The following is a 16,255-nucleotide window of genomic DNA, read 5'->3' as shown; positions in this document are numbered from 1 at the left end:
GGTGCGGGCGGTGGTGCCGGGCGGTGACGCGGGATCGGGACCGGTGGGCGGAGGCCCGGTCCGAGGCGGCCGGGAACGGCATCGGTGAGATCATCGGTGAAACGCCGCGACCCTCCCGAAGGCGGACCATTGATCATCTCCCGGCGCGTCCTCAACCGCACCCTCCTCGACCGGCAGTTCCTGCTGGGCCGTACCTCCCGCGCGCCCCTGGACGTGCTCCGGCACCTGGTCGCCGTCCAGGGGCAGGAACCCAACTGGCCGTACGTCGGGCTGTGGACGCGCGTCGACAGCTTCCGGCACGAGCAGCTGGAGGTGCTGATCCACGACCGCGCCGTGGTGCGCTCGACGGCGATCCGCAGGACCGTGCACCTGGTGTGCGCCCACGACTTCGCCTGGCTGCGGCCCGCGGTCGAGCCCGTCATCGGCGCCGCCCTGCGGCACTCCTACTACGCGCAGGAGATCGAGGGAGTCGATCTCGACGAGCTGGCGCGGGCCGGCCGGGAGGTCCTCGGCGGCCGGACGCTGACGCGGGGCGAACTGGGCCGGTCGCTCGGCGAGCGGTTCCCCGGACGCCACGCGCGCCGGCTCGCCGACGCGGTGGAGCTGCTGGAGCCGCTCGTCCACGGCCCGTCGGCCGGTGTCTGGGGAGCGTGGCGGAACCGCTCCTCGATCGAGGTGACCCGCGCGGAGGAGTGGACGGGCGTCCCCATGGCCCCGGAGCGGCGGCTCGAGACGATGGTCGTGCGCTATCTGACGGCGTTCGGGCCGGCGAGCGTCATGGACGTGCAGGCCTGGTCCGGGGTGACCCGCCTGCGCGAGGTGGTGGAGGGGCTCAGGCCGCGCCTGCGCGTCCACCGGGCCGAGGACGGCGGAGAGCTGTTCGACGTGCCGGAGGCGACGCTCGCGGACGCCGACCTGCCGGCCCCGGTACGGTTCCTGCCCGCGTTCGACAACGTCCTGCTCGGGCACCGGGACCGCACGCGGGTGATCAGTGAGGAGGACCGCAGGCGCATTGCTCCGGCGGCCTCGGGCGGCGTCCCGACGTTCCTCGTGGACGGCTTCGTCGAAGGCACGTGGACGCTGGAGGACGGGGCCGTGCTCGTCTCGCCGTTCCGGCCGCTCGCCGACCCCGGAGCGGTGCTCGCGGAGGCGGAACGCCTGCTGCCCTTCATCGGGGCGCGCACCGCCCGGATCGTGTGAACTCCTCCGTCCTCCCGGCTCGGGGCGTGGGATCGCCGGTGCCGCGCCGCGGGGACGCCGGCGCGGACGTTCCCGGCCGCCGGCCGACAGGCCGTCCCGGAGCTCCGACCTTTGCTCGACCGGCCGTTCCGGAGCTCCGGCCGTCGCCCGACCGGCCGTCCCGGAGCCACCCCGAGGCCGGGTTCCGGCGCCGCTCGGGTAGCGTCGATGCCGATCTTCGAAGGCGACCAGGAGGCCGTTCCAGCATGAACCCGCCCGCCCGCACCCCGGAGCAGCGCAAGCAGGACACCCTCGACCGGCTCGAACGCGACGTCGACGCTTGGGTGGCCACGGCGGACGGGGAGAGCGGAAGCCCCTGCATGGTGCCGCTCTCCTTCCTTTGGGACGGCGAGACCCTGCTGCTGTCCACGTCGAGCTCCACCCCGACCGGCCGGAACCTGCTGACCGGCGGCACGGTCCGCCTCGGCATCGGGCAGACCCGGGACGTCGTCCTGATCGAGGGGACCGTGCAGGTGCTGGAGATCTCCGAGATCCCGGACGAGGTGGGCGACGCCTTCTCCGTCAAGACCGGCTTCGACCCGAGGAAGAGCGGCGACGCCTACCGCTACTTCCGCGTCCGCCCCCGGTGGATCCAGGCCTGGCGCGAGGTGAACGAGCTCGAAGGACGCGACCTCATGCGCGACGGGCGGTGGCTCGTCCCCTGACCGGGGCGGCCGGGGGCGGCGGGACCGTCAGCGGGCGGCGAGTTCGGCGAGCAGGTCCATGCCGACGCGGTCGGGCGACCGCGCGTCGGCGCCGAGCACGACGACCGCGGCCCGGCGCTCGGGGGAGACCGCCAGCAGGGAGCGGTAGCCGCCGGTGCCGCCGTTGTGGAACAGGGTCCGGTGCTCGCCCCGGCCGGGAGGCTGCCGCAGCTCGATCCAGCCGGGGCGGACCGTCGCGCCGCCGGTGATGCGGTGGCCGGTGGCGTGGGTGAGGGCCACGGCCTCGGCGAGCCCGTCCGGCGCGTCACCGAACTGGGTGCGCGCCAGCCGGAGCAGGTCGGGCACGGTGGAGTGCAGGCCGCCCGCTCCGGCGAGCGCGGCCAGGTTCCAGCGGGGGCGGGGCCTGCCCAGGCGGGAGTGGCCGGGTGCCAGCCGGGCGGTGCGGTCTGCGTCGAGGGCCACCCCGGTGTCGGCCATGCCGAGCGGCCGGCAGATCTCCGCCTGGACGAGCTCGTCGTAGTCGGTGCCGGAGCCCGTACCGCCGGCGGCGCGGCGGGCCAGGGCCAGGCCGAGCAGGCCGGCGCCGAGGTTGGAGTAGCGGAAGCGGCGCCCCGGCGCCGAGCGCAGCCGGGTACGGCCCAGCCCCTCCAGCAGCATCCCGGGCGTGCAGCCGGCGTAGGGGTCGGAGCTGAACAGCCCGCGCGGCAGCAGCCCTCTGGGCAGTTTGGGCAGTCCCGAGGTGTGGCAGGCCAGGTGGACCAGCTCGATCTCCCCGCCGTCGCGGCGCGGTACGGCGGTGCCCTCGGGCAGCAGGTCGCGCAGCGGCTGGTCGAGGGCGGCCTCGCCGCGTACGACCAGCCGGGCCAGGGCCAGGGAGGTGAAGGTCTTGCTGATCGAGCCGATCTCGAACAGGGTGCCCGGGTCGGCGCCGTGCATCGCGGTCTCCTCGCCGAGGATTGCGCCGACTGCGACGGCGCCGCGCCGCTTGGCGGCGAGCCGGTCCGCGGCCCGGCGCACGAGGCCGTCCAGGGAGGTCGTGGTGGTCATAACGGTTGTTCCTCCGTGGGTCCGGCCGGTCCGGGGGCGGACGAGTGGTCGATTCCGGCCATGGCGTCAATGCTGGTTGACGCGGATCGTTTGTGTCAACTGAGGTTGACCGCAGAAGCGGATACTGAGGCAGACCACAGGGTCCGCCGGGCTCCGCCGCACGCGTCCCGCTCGCCTGCGCGTCCCGTTCACCCGTTCGGCTCGCCCTGCCTCTCCGCCCCGTCCGGCCGGTGTCCGCCGGGAACGCCGAGCCGCCCGGTCCGGCCCGCGTGCATTGAGTACACCGGTCATCGCTGGGCAGGGGATCACCGTAAGGGCGGTGGCACGGGCCGTCGCCTTTCCACCCGACTGCCGAGGGACATGCCGTATGACGTTCACCACGCCCCCTTCTTCAGCCGCCCGGCATCTCACGCCGGTCCCGTCCACGGCCCCGGTGCCCACGACCGCAGGGCCCGCGGCCGCAGAGTCCACGGTGGCGGAGGGGCACCGCACGACGCGTGCCGGTGATGTGCGGGCGTTCGTGGGCGCCGCCGTGCAGCGGCCCTCCACCATCGGCGCCATGGCGCCCACCGGCGCGCGCGTGGCCCGCCTGCTGGCCACGATCGCGCCCAGCACGCGCGAGGCCGTCGTGGTCGAGCTCGGCGCCGGGACGGGCCCGGTCAGCGACGCCGTCCAGGACCGGCTCCGGCCCGGGAGCCGCCATCTCGCCGTCGAACTCGACCGGGACCTGGCCGAGCACCTGCGGGCCACCCGGCCCCGGATCGACGTCGTCCAGGGCGACGCGGCCGACCTGCGGAGGCTGCTCGACGCGGCGGGCGTCGGCGCCGGGGAGGTGGACGCGGTGGTCAGCGCGCTGCCGTGGACCCTGTTCGACGGGTCCCAGCAGGAGCGGATCCTGGACCAGATCTGCGCCGTGATGCGGCCGGAGGCGGCGTTCGCCACCATCTCCGCGCATCCGTCGAGCTTCTTCCCGGCGGCCAGGGAGTTCCGTCACCGCCTGCACGAGCGGTTCGACGAGATCGTCGTGAGCCGTACGGTGTGGCGGAACGTGCCGCCCGCCCGCGTGCTGGTCTGCCGCCGCCCCCGGCTCCGGGTCCTGCCCTGAACGATCCTCCCGAGCCGGGCGGGACGGCCGGGGGATCAGGCGGGTCCCTGATCCGGACCCGGACCCGGCCCCGGGAGGGCGAGCCTGCGGAGGCGGTCCTCCGCGCCCAGGATCCGCAGCGCCCGGACGAGGGGCTCGCGGTGGATCTCCTTCTCCGCCCTGTCGTACATCAGCGTGAGCGCGTCACGCAGCTTGGCGGCCTCCGCCGCCAGCGCCTGCGCGGCGGTGACCCCGGCGTAGGTGTACTCGGCGGAGGCCGGGTTGATCCGGCCCAGGAGTTCGAGGATCCGCAGGTAGTGATCGAGGAAGTCCTGCTCGGCCCGGGTCAGGGCCGGAAGCGGGCGATCGGGCTGCATCGTCGTCACTCGGAGCCGCGGTCGTGGCGCCAGGTGAGCAGGGAGACGGTGCCGTCGCCGCGGTCCCGGACGACGGGCTCGTCGTCGGTGAGGCGGAAACCCGCGGAGCGCGCGACCGCGGCGCTGGCCTCGTTGTCCGGGGCGATGCGCAGCAGCACGCGGTCCGTCGCCAGGGTGTCGTAGGCGTAGCCGGTCATCAGCCGGACCGCCCGGGTCGCCAGGCCCCGCCGCCGGTGCGCGGCGCCGATCGCGTAGCCGAGCTCCGCGTCGCGCTCGTCCGGGGAGGCGCGGAAGAGCAGCACCTCGCCCAGCGGGGCCCCGCCGTCCTCGGTGACCGCCAGCTGGAGGCGGAGACCGGCGGCACGGCCCTCCCGGGCCCGCGCGAGGTAGGCCCGCGCGGTCTCCAGGGTGAACGGCGAGCGGAGCGGGGTCCACCGGTCCACCTGCGGCTCGTCGAAGAGCGCGGCCATCGCCGGCAGGTCCTCGTCGGTCCAGTCGCGTAGCCGGAGACCGAGCCCCGAGACGCTGACGGAGGGGGCGAACGCGGCGTGGGGGAGGTCGGAGGTCGTCATCTGCCTGATTCTGCTACCGCGGGCCGACCGTGTCAGCACGCCGACGATCACCGCTCCTCCCCTCGGGAGCCGGGGGAACCGATGACCGGGGCAGGGTGAGGTGGACGCACACGCCCTCGTGCAGCTCTTTCTCCATCCGGGCGGTGCCGCCGTGCATCTCCATGATCTTCTCGACGATGGACAGGCCGATCCCGGTGCCCTCGGCGGCCTCCTCCTCGGCCTGCGGGGTGCGGTAGAACTCCTCGAAGACGCGCCGCAGGTCGTCCGACTCCACCCCGATGCCGGTGTCGTGGACCTCCACCCCGGGCGCGGGGTCGGAGACGACGACCACGTCGACGGCGCCACCGTGGTGGGTGAACTTGATCGCGTTGTCCAGGACCTGCAGCAGCGCGCTGCACAGCTGCTCGACGTCGGCCCAGACCTCCACCCGCTCGGGGGCGTGCAGGTTCAGCGCCAGGTGCTTGAACTCGGCGGCCGGGGCGGACCGCCCGACCGCCTGACGGGCCAGCTCGGAGAGGTCGACGCGGGCCGGGCTGAAGGTGGCGGTCTGCGCCTTCAGGCTGGCCATCAGGAGCAATGTGTTGACCAGGTGCAGCATGCGGTCGCTGTTGCGTTCGACGCCCCGCAGGAAGCGCCGCCCGGTCGCTTCGTCCAGGCCGCCTTCCTGGACCAGTTCCAGGTAGCTGCGGATCGCGGTGAGCGGGGTGCGCAGCTCGTGGTTGATACTGCTCAGGAACTGGTTCTTCAGCTGCTCCAGGGCGTGCAGCCGCCGGACGACCTCGTCGGCGTGGTGGGCCCGGCCGTGCAGCTCGATCAGGGTGACGGCGTGGGTGGCCAGGGTGTGCAGGGTCTGGCGCTGGGCGTCGTCCAGCCGGTCCGGGCGGCGGTCCATCACGCAGACCGTGCCCAGGGCGTTGCCCTGGCGGCTGATCATCGGGGCGCCCGCGTAGAAGCGCACCCGCGGAGGGTCGGTCACGATCGGGTCGTCGCGGAAACGCGGGTCGGCGTGGGCGTCGGGGATCTCCAGCAGCTCCCGTCCGGCGATGGTGTGATCGCAGAAGGGGACCGGCGGGTTCACGCCGGTCAGATCGGTGCCGGCGCGGCCCTTGACGTACTGGCGGTTCTCGGCGACCAGATTGACCAGTGCGATCGGCGCCCGGCAGACGTGCGCGGCGGAGATGGCGATGGCCTGGAAGTCCGGCTCCAGCAGACTCTCCAGCGCGTTCAGCTCGTCGAGCTCCCGCACGCGCCCGGTCTCGTCGGCCGCCACCGGTTTCCTGGTCATCTCCGATCTCCCCGCCCGTCCGCCCGTCGTCGGGTCCCCACCGGTAAGCCCTACCCGGTTCCGGCCGCCGGGTGCGCGCCGCACCCCGGCGGGCCGGTAAAGACCGGGTCAGATCGGTCCATGCGGGTGGAAGGCGGCACGTACCGCGACCGCCGTGACCGGGCTCGCCGGCACGGCCGGGAGGCGACCCTGGTCCGGCCGCGTTTCCTGCCCGGCCGCGTTTCCCGCCCGCTCGCGCTCAGCCGCGCGCCGGGGCGAGCGGGGCGAGCGTGTCGCGCAGGGCCCGTACGGCGGCGCGGACCGCCGGGATCTGGTCGGCCTCGCGGGGGTGGACCAGGTGCAGGGTCCGGGGGAGCAGCCCGGCGGCCGGGCGGACGGCGACGCCGGGGGCGGTGAAGGCCTCCAGGGCGAGCCGGGGCAGCAGCCCGATGCCCAGACCGCGGGCGATCAGCGCCTGGGTGACCACGTAGTCGTCGGTGCCGTGCCGTACGTCGGGGGTGAACCCGGCCTCCCGGCAGGTCCGCAGCAGACTCGCCGCGCACCGCTCGCAGCCCGCGATCCACTTCTCCGCCGCCAGGGTCCGCAGGTCCACCGGCTCGTCGCCGCCCGCGGCGTGCGGGTGGGAGCGCGGCAGGACCAGCCGGACCGGGTCCTCGCCGACGGCCGTCCGGACCAGGCCGGGCTGCTCGTCCGGCTCCTGCCCGGCGTGCGCGAACGTCACGGCCAGGTCGGCCTCCCCGGCGGCGAGCAGGGCGAGCGCCTCCGGGGGCTCGGCCTCGCGGAGCCGTACGTCCACCCCGGGGTGGCGGCGGCCCAGCAGGCTCATCGCGGCCGGGACGACCGTGGCGCTCGCCGAGGGGAAGGCGGCCAGCCGTACGGTGCCCTCCCGCAGCTGGACCAGGGCGGCGAGGTCGTCGGCGGCGGCGTGCAGCCGGACGGCGATGGCGTCGGCGTGGCGGAGCAGAACCTCGCCCGCCTCGGTGAGCCGCACGCCGCGCGGACGGCGCAGCACCAGGGCGGTCCCGGCCTGCCGCTCCAGGTGGCGCAGGTGCTGGCTGACGGCGGGCTGGGTCCAGCCGAGGGCGCGGGCCGCACCCGCGACGGACCCGGCGCGGGCGATCTCCCGGAAGACGAGGAGGCGGTGGACGTCCATTCCCTGGGCCATACGTATAAGTATTCCTTTGGGCTCGGCCAACGAGGACACGTCTACCTATGGGGTCGCGCTCCGGTCAGGATGGCGTGCATGACGGAGACCATGAGAACGATCGGCCTGATCGGCGGCATGAGCTGGGAGTCCTCGGCGGAGTACTACCGCCTGCTCAACGAGGAGGTCCGCCGCCGCCTGGGCGGCCACCACTGCGCCCGGAGCCTGCTGCTGACGGTGGACTTCGCCGAGGTCGAGGCGATGCAGCGGGCGGGCGACTGGGAGGCGGCCGGGCGGCTGCTCGCCGGAGCGGCCGCGACCCTGCAGGACGGCGGGGCCGAGCTGGTCCTGCTCTGCACCAACACCATGCACCGGGTCGCGGCGGAGGTGGAGGCCGCGCTCACCGTGCCGTTCGTGCACCTCGTCGACGCGACGGCCGAGCGGATCACCGCCGCCGGGCTCACCACCGTGGGCCTGCTCGGCACCCGGTTCACCATGGAGATGGCGTTCTACCGCGACCGGATGCGCGGGCACGGGATCGAGGTCCTGGTCCCGGACGAGCCCGGCCGTACGGTGGTGCACGACGTCATCTATGGGGAGCTCACCCGGGGGCGGGTGGAGGACGCCTCCCGCGAGGCCTACCGGCGGGTCATCGCGGACCTGGCCGCCCGCGGGGCCGAGGGGGTCATCCTCGGCTGCACCGAGATCACCCTGCTCATCGGCCGGCGGGACAGCCCGGTGCCGGTGTTCGACTCCACCCGCATCCACGTCGAGCGCGCCGTGGACCTGGCCCTGGCCGCGCCGGTCCCGGAGTCCGCCGGACCGCGCCGGTGAGACCGGTCTCGGCGGTGCGGGGCGGCGGGACCGGGTGGCCTGTGGGCGGGGATCAGTGGGTGGGGTCGATGACGCAGAAGCGGTTGCCCTCGGGGTCGGCGAGGACGACGAAGTCGGGGTCCTCGGGGTAGAGGTCCCAGTCGACCCGCTCGGCTCCCAGGGAGACCAGCCGCTCGACCTCGGCGGCCTGGTCGGCGGTGTCGCGGGCGTAGAGGTCGAGGTGCACGCGCGGGTGCTCCTGCACGGGCGTCGCGCTGACGTCGAGCGCCACCGCGACCCCGTGGCCGCCGCCGGCCGGGACGAGCACCGTCCAGTCGTCGCGCGCCTCGCCCTCGCGGGGCACGTAGCCCAGCGCCCGGGTCCAGAACTCCACCGCGCGCCGCATGTCGCCGACGCCCATCACGACCGTACGGATCTCCAGCATGCCGCCGATTCTGGCAGAACCGTCCGAGGCTGTGCGGCCCTGCGGGGCGGTCAACGTCTGCGTACCGTCTCGGGCGGATGGATGGAGTAGTCGCACTCGCTGAGGTAGAGCACTGCTGTCTCCGTGTCGTTGCGGATCGCCGCCCGGAGCTGGCTCTGCATGAACTTCTTGCGGCCCGGCTTCAGGGCGTCTCGCCAGGTGTCGTCATGGGGGACAGCCAGGCCTTCACTGACCAGGAACTCGATGACGTCTTCGAGGATCCAGCGGAACCTTCTGTGACCCGCCGGAAGATGCAGGCGGTGAAGACCGCGATCCGCAAAACGGTCGCCCCAGGTCGCCAGGGCAGTGGACTCGCCGTACACCTGGACATGCGCCTCGGGATAGCCATCGGCTTTGTCGCGTTCGTAGTCGAAATGACACAGGGGAGTGCGTGCCTCGTCGGCGGCGTAGACGCCGACGAAAGCGTTCACGACCATGAGGTATTTGCCCGCACCGTCGATACTGCAGAGGTATTCGACCTTGAGCCATCCCGTGGGCTTGCCGCGTGCGCAGATCGGCACGAGTTCGCCGCGGAGGGAGGCCGCAGTCAGCCGGTTGCCGATGGCGATGACACTCGGGTCGGTGATGTCCCGCTGTGCGTTGATGCTCGCGTTGTTGCAGATGGTGGCATTCAGGACATGCTGGATGTCCGAGGCGAAGTCACGCGCCAGACTGAAGATCTTCCTGAGGTCGGACCGGTTTGATGCGGAGCCAGAGGCTGTGGGCGTCAGGTGAGGAGAAATCCCGCCTCCGGGCCTGCTCGGCGAGCTGCTCATAGCTGAGCCCCAGCTCGTCGAGTGCCTGCTGGCGTGCCCGGACGTACTCCTCGTGAGTCAGGTCGATGATCACAAAGTCGTCTTCCCGGTCCTCCGTGTGCAGGACTGCCATGATGACCTCCTCCGGGCTTCCCGATGCGGTGTTCGATTCGCTCGCTTCTCGTCAAGATAACCTCGGTGTCCGACGGTTAACAGTGAAACGCTGGGTTATACCGTGCTCACCCAGCGCTATTATCCTCGGATCTACCGCCGTATGAACATAAGACGAGACATCGGGCCGATCAGTTGACACTCCCCGGCGACGATCGAGCCGGAGCCGTCGGACGGCGGACCAGCTGAACGCTCGGTCCTGCGTGTCCCGGCTGAACGACGGACCCTTCGGGAATCCGCCCGAGTCGTGAAGCGACCGGGCAGATTCCCGTCCCGGTCCCGATTCGGTTACCGGGCGTGCCAGGCGGTGAGGATCTCGGCCTCGCGGGCCGGGGTGACGGTGGTCTCCACGGAGAAGTCCGCCTCGGAGGCGCGGATCTCGCGCACCGACCGCCCGAAGGGGCGCGGGTCCAGCCCGGCGGCGCGGGCGGCGGACGGGTCGGCGGTGTTGATCGAGGTGTCCTCACCCTCGCCCCAGAGCGGGAGCGAGCGGCCGTCCTGACCGGCGGCGTGCAGGAAGTCCGTGTCCACCCAGGTCAGCGTGGTGCCGGGCGGGGCGACCTCGGCCGCGATCCGCTCCAGCATGTCGCCGAAGGTGAACGGCGGGGGCGGGCTGACCGCGTGGAAGGTGCCGCCGTCGCCGCGTCCGGCCATGGCGACGATCCAGGCGGCCATGTCACGCCCGTCGATCACCTGGATGGGGGCCGACGGGTCGCCGGGGGCCAGGACCTCGCCGCCGCGGGCGAGGCGGTTGACCCAGTAGGTGAAGCGGCCGGTGTAGTCGTACGGGCCGATCACGTAGGTGGGGCGGACGACGAGCGTGCCGGGGCCGAACCGCTCGATCGCGGTCCGCTCGCACAGGACCTTCAGCGGGCCGTACGTCTCGCCCGTCACGGTGTCCGGGACCGGGCCGCCGCCGTCGAGCTCGGCGAGCGGGGAGTCCTCGGTGAAGCCCGGCTTCTGGCCGCGCGCGTAGACGGCCGTGGTGGAGACGAAGACGTACCGGCCGGTGGAGACGGAGCCGGCCAGGTTCTCGATCTGGGACGGCAGGTAGGCGCTGACGTCGATCGTCGCGTCCCACTCGCGGCCGTCCAGGACGGCGAGGCCGGTGTCGCGGTCGGCGAGCAGGTGCTCCGCCTCGGGGAAGAGACCGGGGCCGGTCCGGCCGCGGTGCAGGAGGGAGACGTCGTGCCCGGCCGCCAGCGCGGCCTCGGTGATGTGCCGGCCGACGAACCGGGTGCCGCCGATGATCAGAATGCGCATGTAAGGCATCCTTCCCCACCCCGGGCGGACCTGGGAGCGCGGCCACGGGATCGGACGGGACCGCCCCTGGCCGGGGTCCCTTTCCGCGGGCGGGACCGCCCCCTGGTCAGGGCATCTTTCCCCGGGAAGGGCCGGGTCGCCTTTTCCCATCGGGCGGGGGAACGGGTACGTTGAGGCAGTCGGTTGTCTATTTTCGGGGTGGTCCGTTTGACAATCCAGCCCAGGGCCAATCCGGACGGCCCGCCCCGCCTCTCCCTGCCCGATCCGCCGGTCTCCCCCGTCCGGCAGTCCTCTCCACCGGGTCTCGTGATCAACCTGATCGAGCCCCTCTCCGGCCTCGAAGTGATCGGCGAGATCGACCGCACGACCAGGACGGCATGGCAGGAGGCGCTGGCCGCGGTGGCCTCCAGGGGTGAGGACGTCCACCTCTATCTGGCGGAGCTCGGATTCATCGACGTCCGGGGGACATGGTTGATCACCGATACGGCGGGAACCCTTCCTGCCGGTAAACGGATGTTCCTGCATCACCCGCCCCGCATACTGAAAACCGTACTGACCCTGATCGGATCGGGCAGCCTTCCGGTCGTGGTGGAGAGCCCATGAACGTCACACCGTCCGCAACCGTCGAGCCCTTCGAGCATCCGGCGCTCTTCTACCGGGACGCCGACGAATACCTCGCGGGGACCGTGCCCTTCCTCCTGGAGGGACTGGCCGCGGGAGAGCCGGTCGCGGTGGCGGTGCCGGGCAGGAACCTGGAGCTGATCCGCGGGGCGCTGGGCGCGGCGGCGGCGGAGGTGCGGCTGATCGACATGGGCGAGGCCGGACGCAACCCCGGGCGCATCATCCCGGGAGTCCTGCGGGCCTTCACCGACCTGCACCCGGGCCGGCGCGTCCGCATCATCGGCGAACCGATCTGGCCGGGCCGGTCGGCGACCGAATACCCGGCGTGCCTCCAGCACGAGGCGCTGATCAACCTCGCGTTCTCCGGCCGGGACGTCACCATCCTGTGCCCCTACGACCTCCGCGGGCTGCCTCACGAGGTCATCGAGGACGCGCGGATGACCCACCCCGTCCTCGTGGACGGCTCCGTCGCGTCGGCGAGCGCCCACTACGCGCTGGAGCGCGTCCTGCGCGACTGCAACCGGCCGCTGCCCGCCCCGGAGGACGCCGCGGTGATGCGCTACGGCCAGGGCTTCGGCGACGATCCGCTGGGCCGGGTCCGCGCCTTCGCCACCGAGCACGCGGCCAGGATCGGCCTGACCGGCGAGCGCCTGGAGGACCTGCGGCTGATCGCCAGTGAACTGGCGGCCAACAGCCTCGACTACGGCGGCGGTTCGGGGACCCTGCGCGTCTGGCAGGAGGGTGACCGGGTGGTGTTCGACGTCAGCGACGGCGGCCACATCACCGACCCGCTCGCCGGACGGTGCCCGACCCCGATCCACCAGCTCGGCTCGCGCGGGCTGCTCGTGACGAACCTCCTCAGCGACCTGGTCCGCATCCACACGGGCCAGGGCGGCACCACGATCCGCGTCTACTTCGACGTGGACGGGGCCGACCCCCTGGAGCACCTCAGGAGCATCGAGGACGCCGGGTTCACCGGGAGCCCCGAGGGCCTGGCGAACGCCTGACGGACCGCGGCGGTCGCGCCGCGGCTCAGGGGGTGTCGTCGAGCCAGGTGTCCGTCGTGCGGGCCCCGCCGGTGTCGGTGCGGGGCAGGAGGGTGGCCCGCGTCTCCGTCACGGTGAAGCCGGTGACCACGTGGCGGTTGTGCAGCAGGAACCCCACCACCCCCGCGACGGCCTGCACGCTGTCGGGGGCGGACGTCCGGCCGGTCAGCAGGTAGACGAGCGGGGTGGAGGGCTGGTCGATGGCGAAGCTGCGGCCGTGCCGGTGGACGTCCTGCAGGGTCCTGATGGGGATCGGCCGGGGGGCGGTGAACCACGCGGCGACCTCCCAGGAGGGCGTCCCGGGGGCGGCCTCCGACGCCTCCTCGTAGCAGGTCACGCAACCGCGGCGGGCATCCTGCCCGTGGGGGCAGACCCAGGACGCCGCGTCGTTCGGCATGCTGCGCTCAGACATGTGCAGACCGTACCCCGTCGGGAGAGGACGGTCAGGCGCGGCCGGAGGCCTTCTGGCTGCGCCGGGAGAGCGAGTCGATCACCACCGCGGCCAGCAGCACCGCTCCGGTGACCATGAACTGGATCGAGTTGCTCACGCCCTGCAGCGCCATCCCGGAGGAGATCGACTGGATGACCAGCATGCCCAGCAGGGCCGAGTAGGCCGTCCCGCGCCCGCCGAACAGGCTGGTGCCGCCGATCACCGCCGCCGCGATGGCCATCATCAGCACGTTGCTCTGACCGGTCGCCTGGCTGGCCGAGGCGATGCGGGAGGCCGCGAAGACGCCGCCGACGGCCGCCATCGCACCGGAGATCATGAACACCGAGACGCGGATCGCGGCCACGTTGATCCCCGCGCGCCGGGCCGCCTCGATGTTGCCGCCGACGGCGAAGACCTTCCGCCCGTAGCGGGTACGGCGCTGCACGAAGTCGGCGGCGACCACCACCACGAGGAAGATCAGCAGGGCCAGCGGCAGCCCCTTGTACTGGTTGAGCACGTGGGCCACGCCGAACACGACGAACGCCAGGACCAGGGTGCGCAGGATGACGTCGGCCATCGTCCGGGAGGGGATGCCCGCGGCGCGGCGGCGGGCGTTGCCGAGGACCGAGGCGGCGAAGAACCCGGCCGTGACGAGGCCCGCCAGGCCGTACGCGGCGATGAGCTGAGTGAAGTAGGTGCTGGTGAGGCCGGCGACCAGGCCCTCGTAGGGCAGGTTGATCGTGCCGCTGGGCCCCAGCACCCAGAGCTGGAACCCGGTCCAGGCGAGCATCCCGGCCAGCGTGACCACGAACGACGGCACGCCGAGTTTGGCGAAGAACACGCCGTGGACGAGCCCGAGCAGCACGGCGACCGCCACGGCCGCGGCGATCGCCGCCAGCGGGTGCCAGCCGTTGTTCACCTGCAGTACGGCCAGCACCGCCGCGCTCGCCCCGCTGACCGCGCCCGCCGACAGGTCGATCTCCCCCAGCAGCAGCACGAAGACGATGCCGACCGAGATGAGGCCGGTCGCCACGATGTCGATGCTGAGGTTGGACAGGTTCTGCGGGGACAGGAACTGGCTGTTCAGGCTCTGGAAGACGATCCAGATGACGGCCAGGCCGACGATGACGGGCAGCGAGCCGAGCTCGCCGCCCCTGACCCGGCGCTTGAACTCCTCGACGTATCCGGCCGCGCCCTTCTCCCGGACGAGCAGCCGGGGGTCGAACTGGGCCTCGGCGGCCGGTCCGGCCGGGCCCGCGGGCTCGTCCGCCCGGTGCTTTCCCCTGTCAGCCATCGGGAGCCTCCTCGGCCCGGCCGGTACGGGCCCGGCGGCGCATGACCACGTTGTCGGTCGCCCCGGTGATCGCGGCGATGATCTCCTCCTGGGTGGTCCGCCCGGTGTCGAAGAAACCGTTGTTGCGGCCCAGGCGCAGGACGGCGACGCGGTCGGCGACCGCCATCACGTCGACCATGTTGTGACTGATCAGGATCACCCCGAGTCCCTGGCCGCGGAGCCGTTCCACCAGGTCGAGGACCTGGGCGGTCTGCTCGACGCCGAGGGCCGCGGTCGGCTCGTCCAGGATCACGATCCTGGGCTCGCCCAGCAGCGACCGGGAGATCGCCACGGTCTGCCGCTGGCCTCCGGACAGGGACGCCACCGGGATGCGGACGCTGGGGATCCTGATGGAGAGCGTGTGCAGCAGGTCGCGGGAGCGCTTCTCCATCGCGACCTCGTCCAGCACGCCGAGGCGGCCCAGCTCCCGGCCGAGGAACAGGTTGCCGACCACGTCGAGGTTGTCGCAGAGGGCGAGGTCCTGGTAGACGGTCGCGATGCCGAGCGACTGCGCCGCGCCGGGGCTGGTGATCGTGACGGGCCGGCCCTCCCAGCGGATCTCGCCGCTGTCGGCCGGGCCCACGCCCGCGATCACCTTGATGATGGTGGACTTGCCCGCGCCGTTGTCGCCGACCAGGGCGACCACCTCGCCCGCGTGGACGTCGAGGTCGACGTCCGACAGGGCCTGCACCGCGCCGAAGCGCTTGGAGATCCCCTCGACGGCGAGGACCGGCTCCCCGCTCACGGCGGTCATGACAGCCCGGCGGCCTTGCACGCGGCCTGGACGTCGGCGGTGCAGATCTCCTCGACCGTCCAGAAGCCGTCCTTGACCACCGTGTCCTTGATGTTGTCCCTGGTGACCACGATCGGCTGGATGATCAGGGCGAGGATCGGGGAGCCGCTCCCGTTGTCCACGGTCGTGGCGCCCTGCACGGCCTTGCCGGAGCCGAGGTCGTAGGCGAGCCGGGCGGCGTTCTCGGCCTCGGGCTTGATCGGCTTGTAGATGGTCATCGTCTGGGTGCCGAGCAGGATGCGCTGGATGCCGGCGAGTTCGGCGTCCTGGCCGGTCAGCGGGGTCCCCTTGGGCACCCCGGCGTTCTGCATGGCGCGCGCGATGCCGCCCGCCATGCCGTCGTTGGCGGAGTAGATCCCGATGACCTTGTCCGCGCCGAGCGCGGTGAACGCCCCGGCCGCCTGGGTGTTGGCCTGGTCGGGGCTCCAGTCCGGGGTGTCGTACTCCTTGCCGATGGTCACCTGCCCGTCGAGGACGGAGTGGGCGCCCTTCTTGAAGTCGGCCGCGTTGGGGTCGGTGGGCGAGCCGTTGACCATCACGATCGGGCCGCGCTTGGGGTCGCCGCCCTCCTTGAGGGCGTTGAGCAGCGCCTCGCCCTGCATCTTGCCGACCTGGACGTTGTCGAAGGAGGTGTAGGCGTCGACGGGGCCGCCGGCGAGCCGGTCGTAGGCGACCACCTTGACGCCCTGCTGCTTGGCCTTCGCCACCGAGGAGGCGATCGCCTTGGCGTCCACCGCGTCGAGGATGAGCACCTTGACGTTGTTGGTGAGCATCGAGTCGACCTGCTGCTGCTGCTGGTTCGGGTCCTGGTTGGCGTTGGCGTAGACGACCTCGCAGGCCGGGCAGAGCGTCGCCACCCCCTGCGTGATGTACGGGCGGTCGAACTTCTCGTAGCGCGCGGTCTTCGACTCCGGCAGCAGCAGGCCGATCTTGAAGCTCGACGCCCCGGTGCCGCCCGTGGCGCCGGGGGACGTGCCGGCCGGGGTCATGGTGCCGCCGCCGCCCGCCTCCTTCGCGCTCCCGCAGGCCGCCATCCCGAACGCCAGGACGAGCGCGGCGCCGCCCACCGCCCATCGAACCGTCTTCACTGGATCCCCCGATCACGCACCGGAACCGATGCCGTCCGTACTCCG

18 protein-coding genes are annotated in these 16,255 nt (G+C 72.7%); 6 read left to right on the top strand and 12 right to left on the bottom strand.

Going from position 1 to position 16,255, the window contains the following annotated elements; translation table 11 throughout:
- The first annotated feature begins 129 nt into the window (after nucleotides 1–129).
- Both HS048_RS01270 and HS048_RS01265 read left to right on the top strand, forming a co-directional pair.
- Nucleotides 130–1,200 carry a winged helix DNA-binding domain-containing protein gene (locus tag HS048_RS01270; RefSeq protein WP_196465889.1) on the top strand — a complete coding sequence of 357 codons (1,071 nt, stop codon included), beginning with the start codon at nucleotides 130–132 and terminating at the stop codon, nucleotides 1,198–1,200.
- 245 nt (nucleotides 1,201–1,445) lie between these two features.
- Nucleotides 1,446–1,904, top strand: coding sequence for a pyridoxamine 5'-phosphate oxidase family protein (locus HS048_RS01265; RefSeq protein ID WP_196465888.1), 459 nt, complete (start codon nucleotides 1,446–1,448; stop codon nucleotides 1,902–1,904).
- Nucleotides 1,905–1,931: 27 nt separating this feature from the next.
- On the opposite strand, the gene HS048_RS01260 is transcribed toward HS048_RS01265, so the two are convergent.
- On the bottom strand, nucleotides 1,932–2,951 hold the full coding sequence (locus tag HS048_RS01260) for a serine hydrolase (protein ID WP_196465887.1): 1,020 nt from the start codon (nucleotides 2,949–2,951) through the stop codon (nucleotides 1,932–1,934).
- Between the two features lie 433 nt (nucleotides 2,952–3,384).
- Here HS048_RS01260 and HS048_RS01255 point away from each other — a divergent pair, with 433 nt between their 5' ends.
- Nucleotides 3,385–4,056 (top strand): methyltransferase domain-containing protein, encoded by a 672-nt coding sequence (locus HS048_RS01255; protein WP_196465886.1) that lies wholly within the window; start codon nucleotides 3,385–3,387, stop codon nucleotides 4,054–4,056.
- Nucleotides 4,057–4,091: 35 nt separating this feature from the next.
- Here the strand turns inward: HS048_RS01255 and HS048_RS01250 are convergent, their stop codons facing one another.
- The 4 genes from HS048_RS01250 to HS048_RS01235 form a co-directional block, all read right to left on the bottom strand.
- The gene (locus tag HS048_RS01250) at nucleotides 4,092–4,412 is read right to left on the bottom strand and encodes a hypothetical protein (protein WP_196465885.1); all 321 of its coding nucleotides are present in this window, start codon (nucleotides 4,410–4,412) and stop codon (nucleotides 4,092–4,094) included.
- A 5-nt stretch (nucleotides 4,413–4,417) separates the two neighbouring features.
- Nucleotides 4,418–4,984 carry a GNAT family N-acetyltransferase gene (locus tag HS048_RS01245; RefSeq protein ID WP_196465884.1) on the bottom strand — a complete coding sequence of 189 codons (567 nt, stop codon included), beginning with the start codon at nucleotides 4,982–4,984 and terminating at the stop codon, nucleotides 4,418–4,420.
- A 13-nt stretch (nucleotides 4,985–4,997) separates the two neighbouring features.
- Complete coding sequence (locus tag HS048_RS01240) at nucleotides 4,998–6,269, bottom strand: GAF domain-containing sensor histidine kinase (RefSeq protein ID WP_196465883.1); 1,272 nt, start codon at nucleotides 6,267–6,269, stop codon at nucleotides 4,998–5,000.
- 238 nt (nucleotides 6,270–6,507) lie between these two features.
- Nucleotides 6,508–7,434, bottom strand: a complete 927-nt coding sequence (locus tag HS048_RS01235; RefSeq protein ID WP_196465882.1) for a LysR substrate-binding domain-containing protein — start codon at nucleotides 7,432–7,434, stop codon at nucleotides 6,508–6,510.
- Between the two features lie 78 nt (nucleotides 7,435–7,512).
- Here HS048_RS01235 and HS048_RS01230 point away from each other — a divergent pair, with 78 nt between their 5' ends.
- Nucleotides 7,513–8,247, top strand: coding sequence for an aspartate/glutamate racemase family protein (locus HS048_RS01230; protein ID WP_230880680.1), 735 nt, complete (start codon nucleotides 7,513–7,515; stop codon nucleotides 8,245–8,247).
- Nucleotides 8,248–8,299: 52 nt separating this feature from the next.
- Here the strand turns inward: HS048_RS01230 and HS048_RS01225 are convergent, their stop codons facing one another.
- The 3 genes from HS048_RS01225 to HS048_RS01215 all read right to left on the bottom strand — a co-directional run bounded on the left by HS048_RS01225 (nucleotide 8,300) and on the right by HS048_RS01215 (nucleotide 10,899).
- Complete coding sequence (locus HS048_RS01225) at nucleotides 8,300–8,671, bottom strand: VOC family protein (protein WP_068902225.1); 372 nt, start codon at nucleotides 8,669–8,671, stop codon at nucleotides 8,300–8,302.
- A gap of 50 nt (nucleotides 8,672–8,721) precedes the next feature.
- Nucleotides 8,722–9,486, bottom strand: coding sequence for a hypothetical protein (locus HS048_RS01220; RefSeq protein ID WP_196465881.1), 765 nt, complete (start codon nucleotides 9,484–9,486; stop codon nucleotides 8,722–8,724).
- Between the two features lie 438 nt (nucleotides 9,487–9,924).
- A complete protein-coding gene (locus tag HS048_RS01215; RefSeq protein ID WP_196465880.1) occupies nucleotides 9,925–10,899 on the bottom strand; it encodes an NAD-dependent epimerase/dehydratase family protein in 975 nt (324 codons plus the stop codon).
- A 306-nt stretch (nucleotides 10,900–11,205) separates the two neighbouring features.
- On the opposite strand from HS048_RS01215, the gene HS048_RS01210 reads away from it, so the two are divergent.
- Both HS048_RS01210 and HS048_RS01205 read left to right on the top strand, forming a co-directional pair.
- Nucleotides 11,206–11,502, top strand: coding sequence for an STAS domain-containing protein (locus HS048_RS01210; protein ID WP_196465879.1), 297 nt, complete (start codon nucleotides 11,206–11,208; stop codon nucleotides 11,500–11,502).
- The gene (locus HS048_RS01205) at nucleotides 11,499–12,527 is read left to right on the top strand and encodes a sensor histidine kinase (protein ID WP_196465878.1); all 1,029 of its coding nucleotides are present in this window, start codon (nucleotides 11,499–11,501) and stop codon (nucleotides 12,525–12,527) included. Before HS048_RS01210 ends, HS048_RS01205 begins: the two co-directional genes overlap by 4 nt.
- A gap of 25 nt (nucleotides 12,528–12,552) precedes the next feature.
- Here the strand turns inward: HS048_RS01205 and HS048_RS01200 are convergent, their stop codons facing one another.
- The 4 genes from HS048_RS01200 to HS048_RS01185 are packed head-to-tail and all read right to left on the bottom strand — an operon-like array spanning nucleotide 12,553 to nucleotide 16,210.
- Nucleotides 12,553–12,978, bottom strand: coding sequence for a hypothetical protein (locus HS048_RS01200; protein ID WP_153054562.1), 426 nt, complete (start codon nucleotides 12,976–12,978; stop codon nucleotides 12,553–12,555).
- Nucleotides 12,979–13,009: 31 nt separating this feature from the next.
- Entirely contained in the window at nucleotides 13,010–14,290 is a 1,281-nt protein-coding gene (locus tag HS048_RS01195; protein ID WP_196465877.1) for a sugar ABC transporter permease, read from the bottom strand.
- Nucleotides 14,283–15,074, bottom strand: a complete 792-nt coding sequence (locus tag HS048_RS01190; RefSeq protein WP_231647580.1) for an ATP-binding cassette domain-containing protein — start codon at nucleotides 15,072–15,074, stop codon at nucleotides 14,283–14,285. The genes HS048_RS01195 and HS048_RS01190 overlap by 8 nt, the downstream gene beginning before the upstream one ends.
- A 5-nt stretch (nucleotides 15,075–15,079) precedes the next feature.
- Nucleotides 15,080–16,210, bottom strand: coding sequence for a substrate-binding domain-containing protein (locus HS048_RS01185; protein ID WP_307832330.1), 1,131 nt, complete (start codon nucleotides 16,208–16,210; stop codon nucleotides 15,080–15,082).
- Nucleotides 16,211–16,255: the final 45 nt, after the last annotated feature.

The organism is Planomonospora sp. ID91781 (assembly GCF_015711595.1).
GTDB classification, from domain to species: domain Bacteria; phylum Actinomycetota; class Actinomycetes; order Streptosporangiales; family Streptosporangiaceae; genus Planomonospora; species Planomonospora parontospora.
The sequence above is the reverse complement of the archived record's forward strand: the minus strand, read 5'-3'. Positions and strand labels throughout refer to the sequence as shown.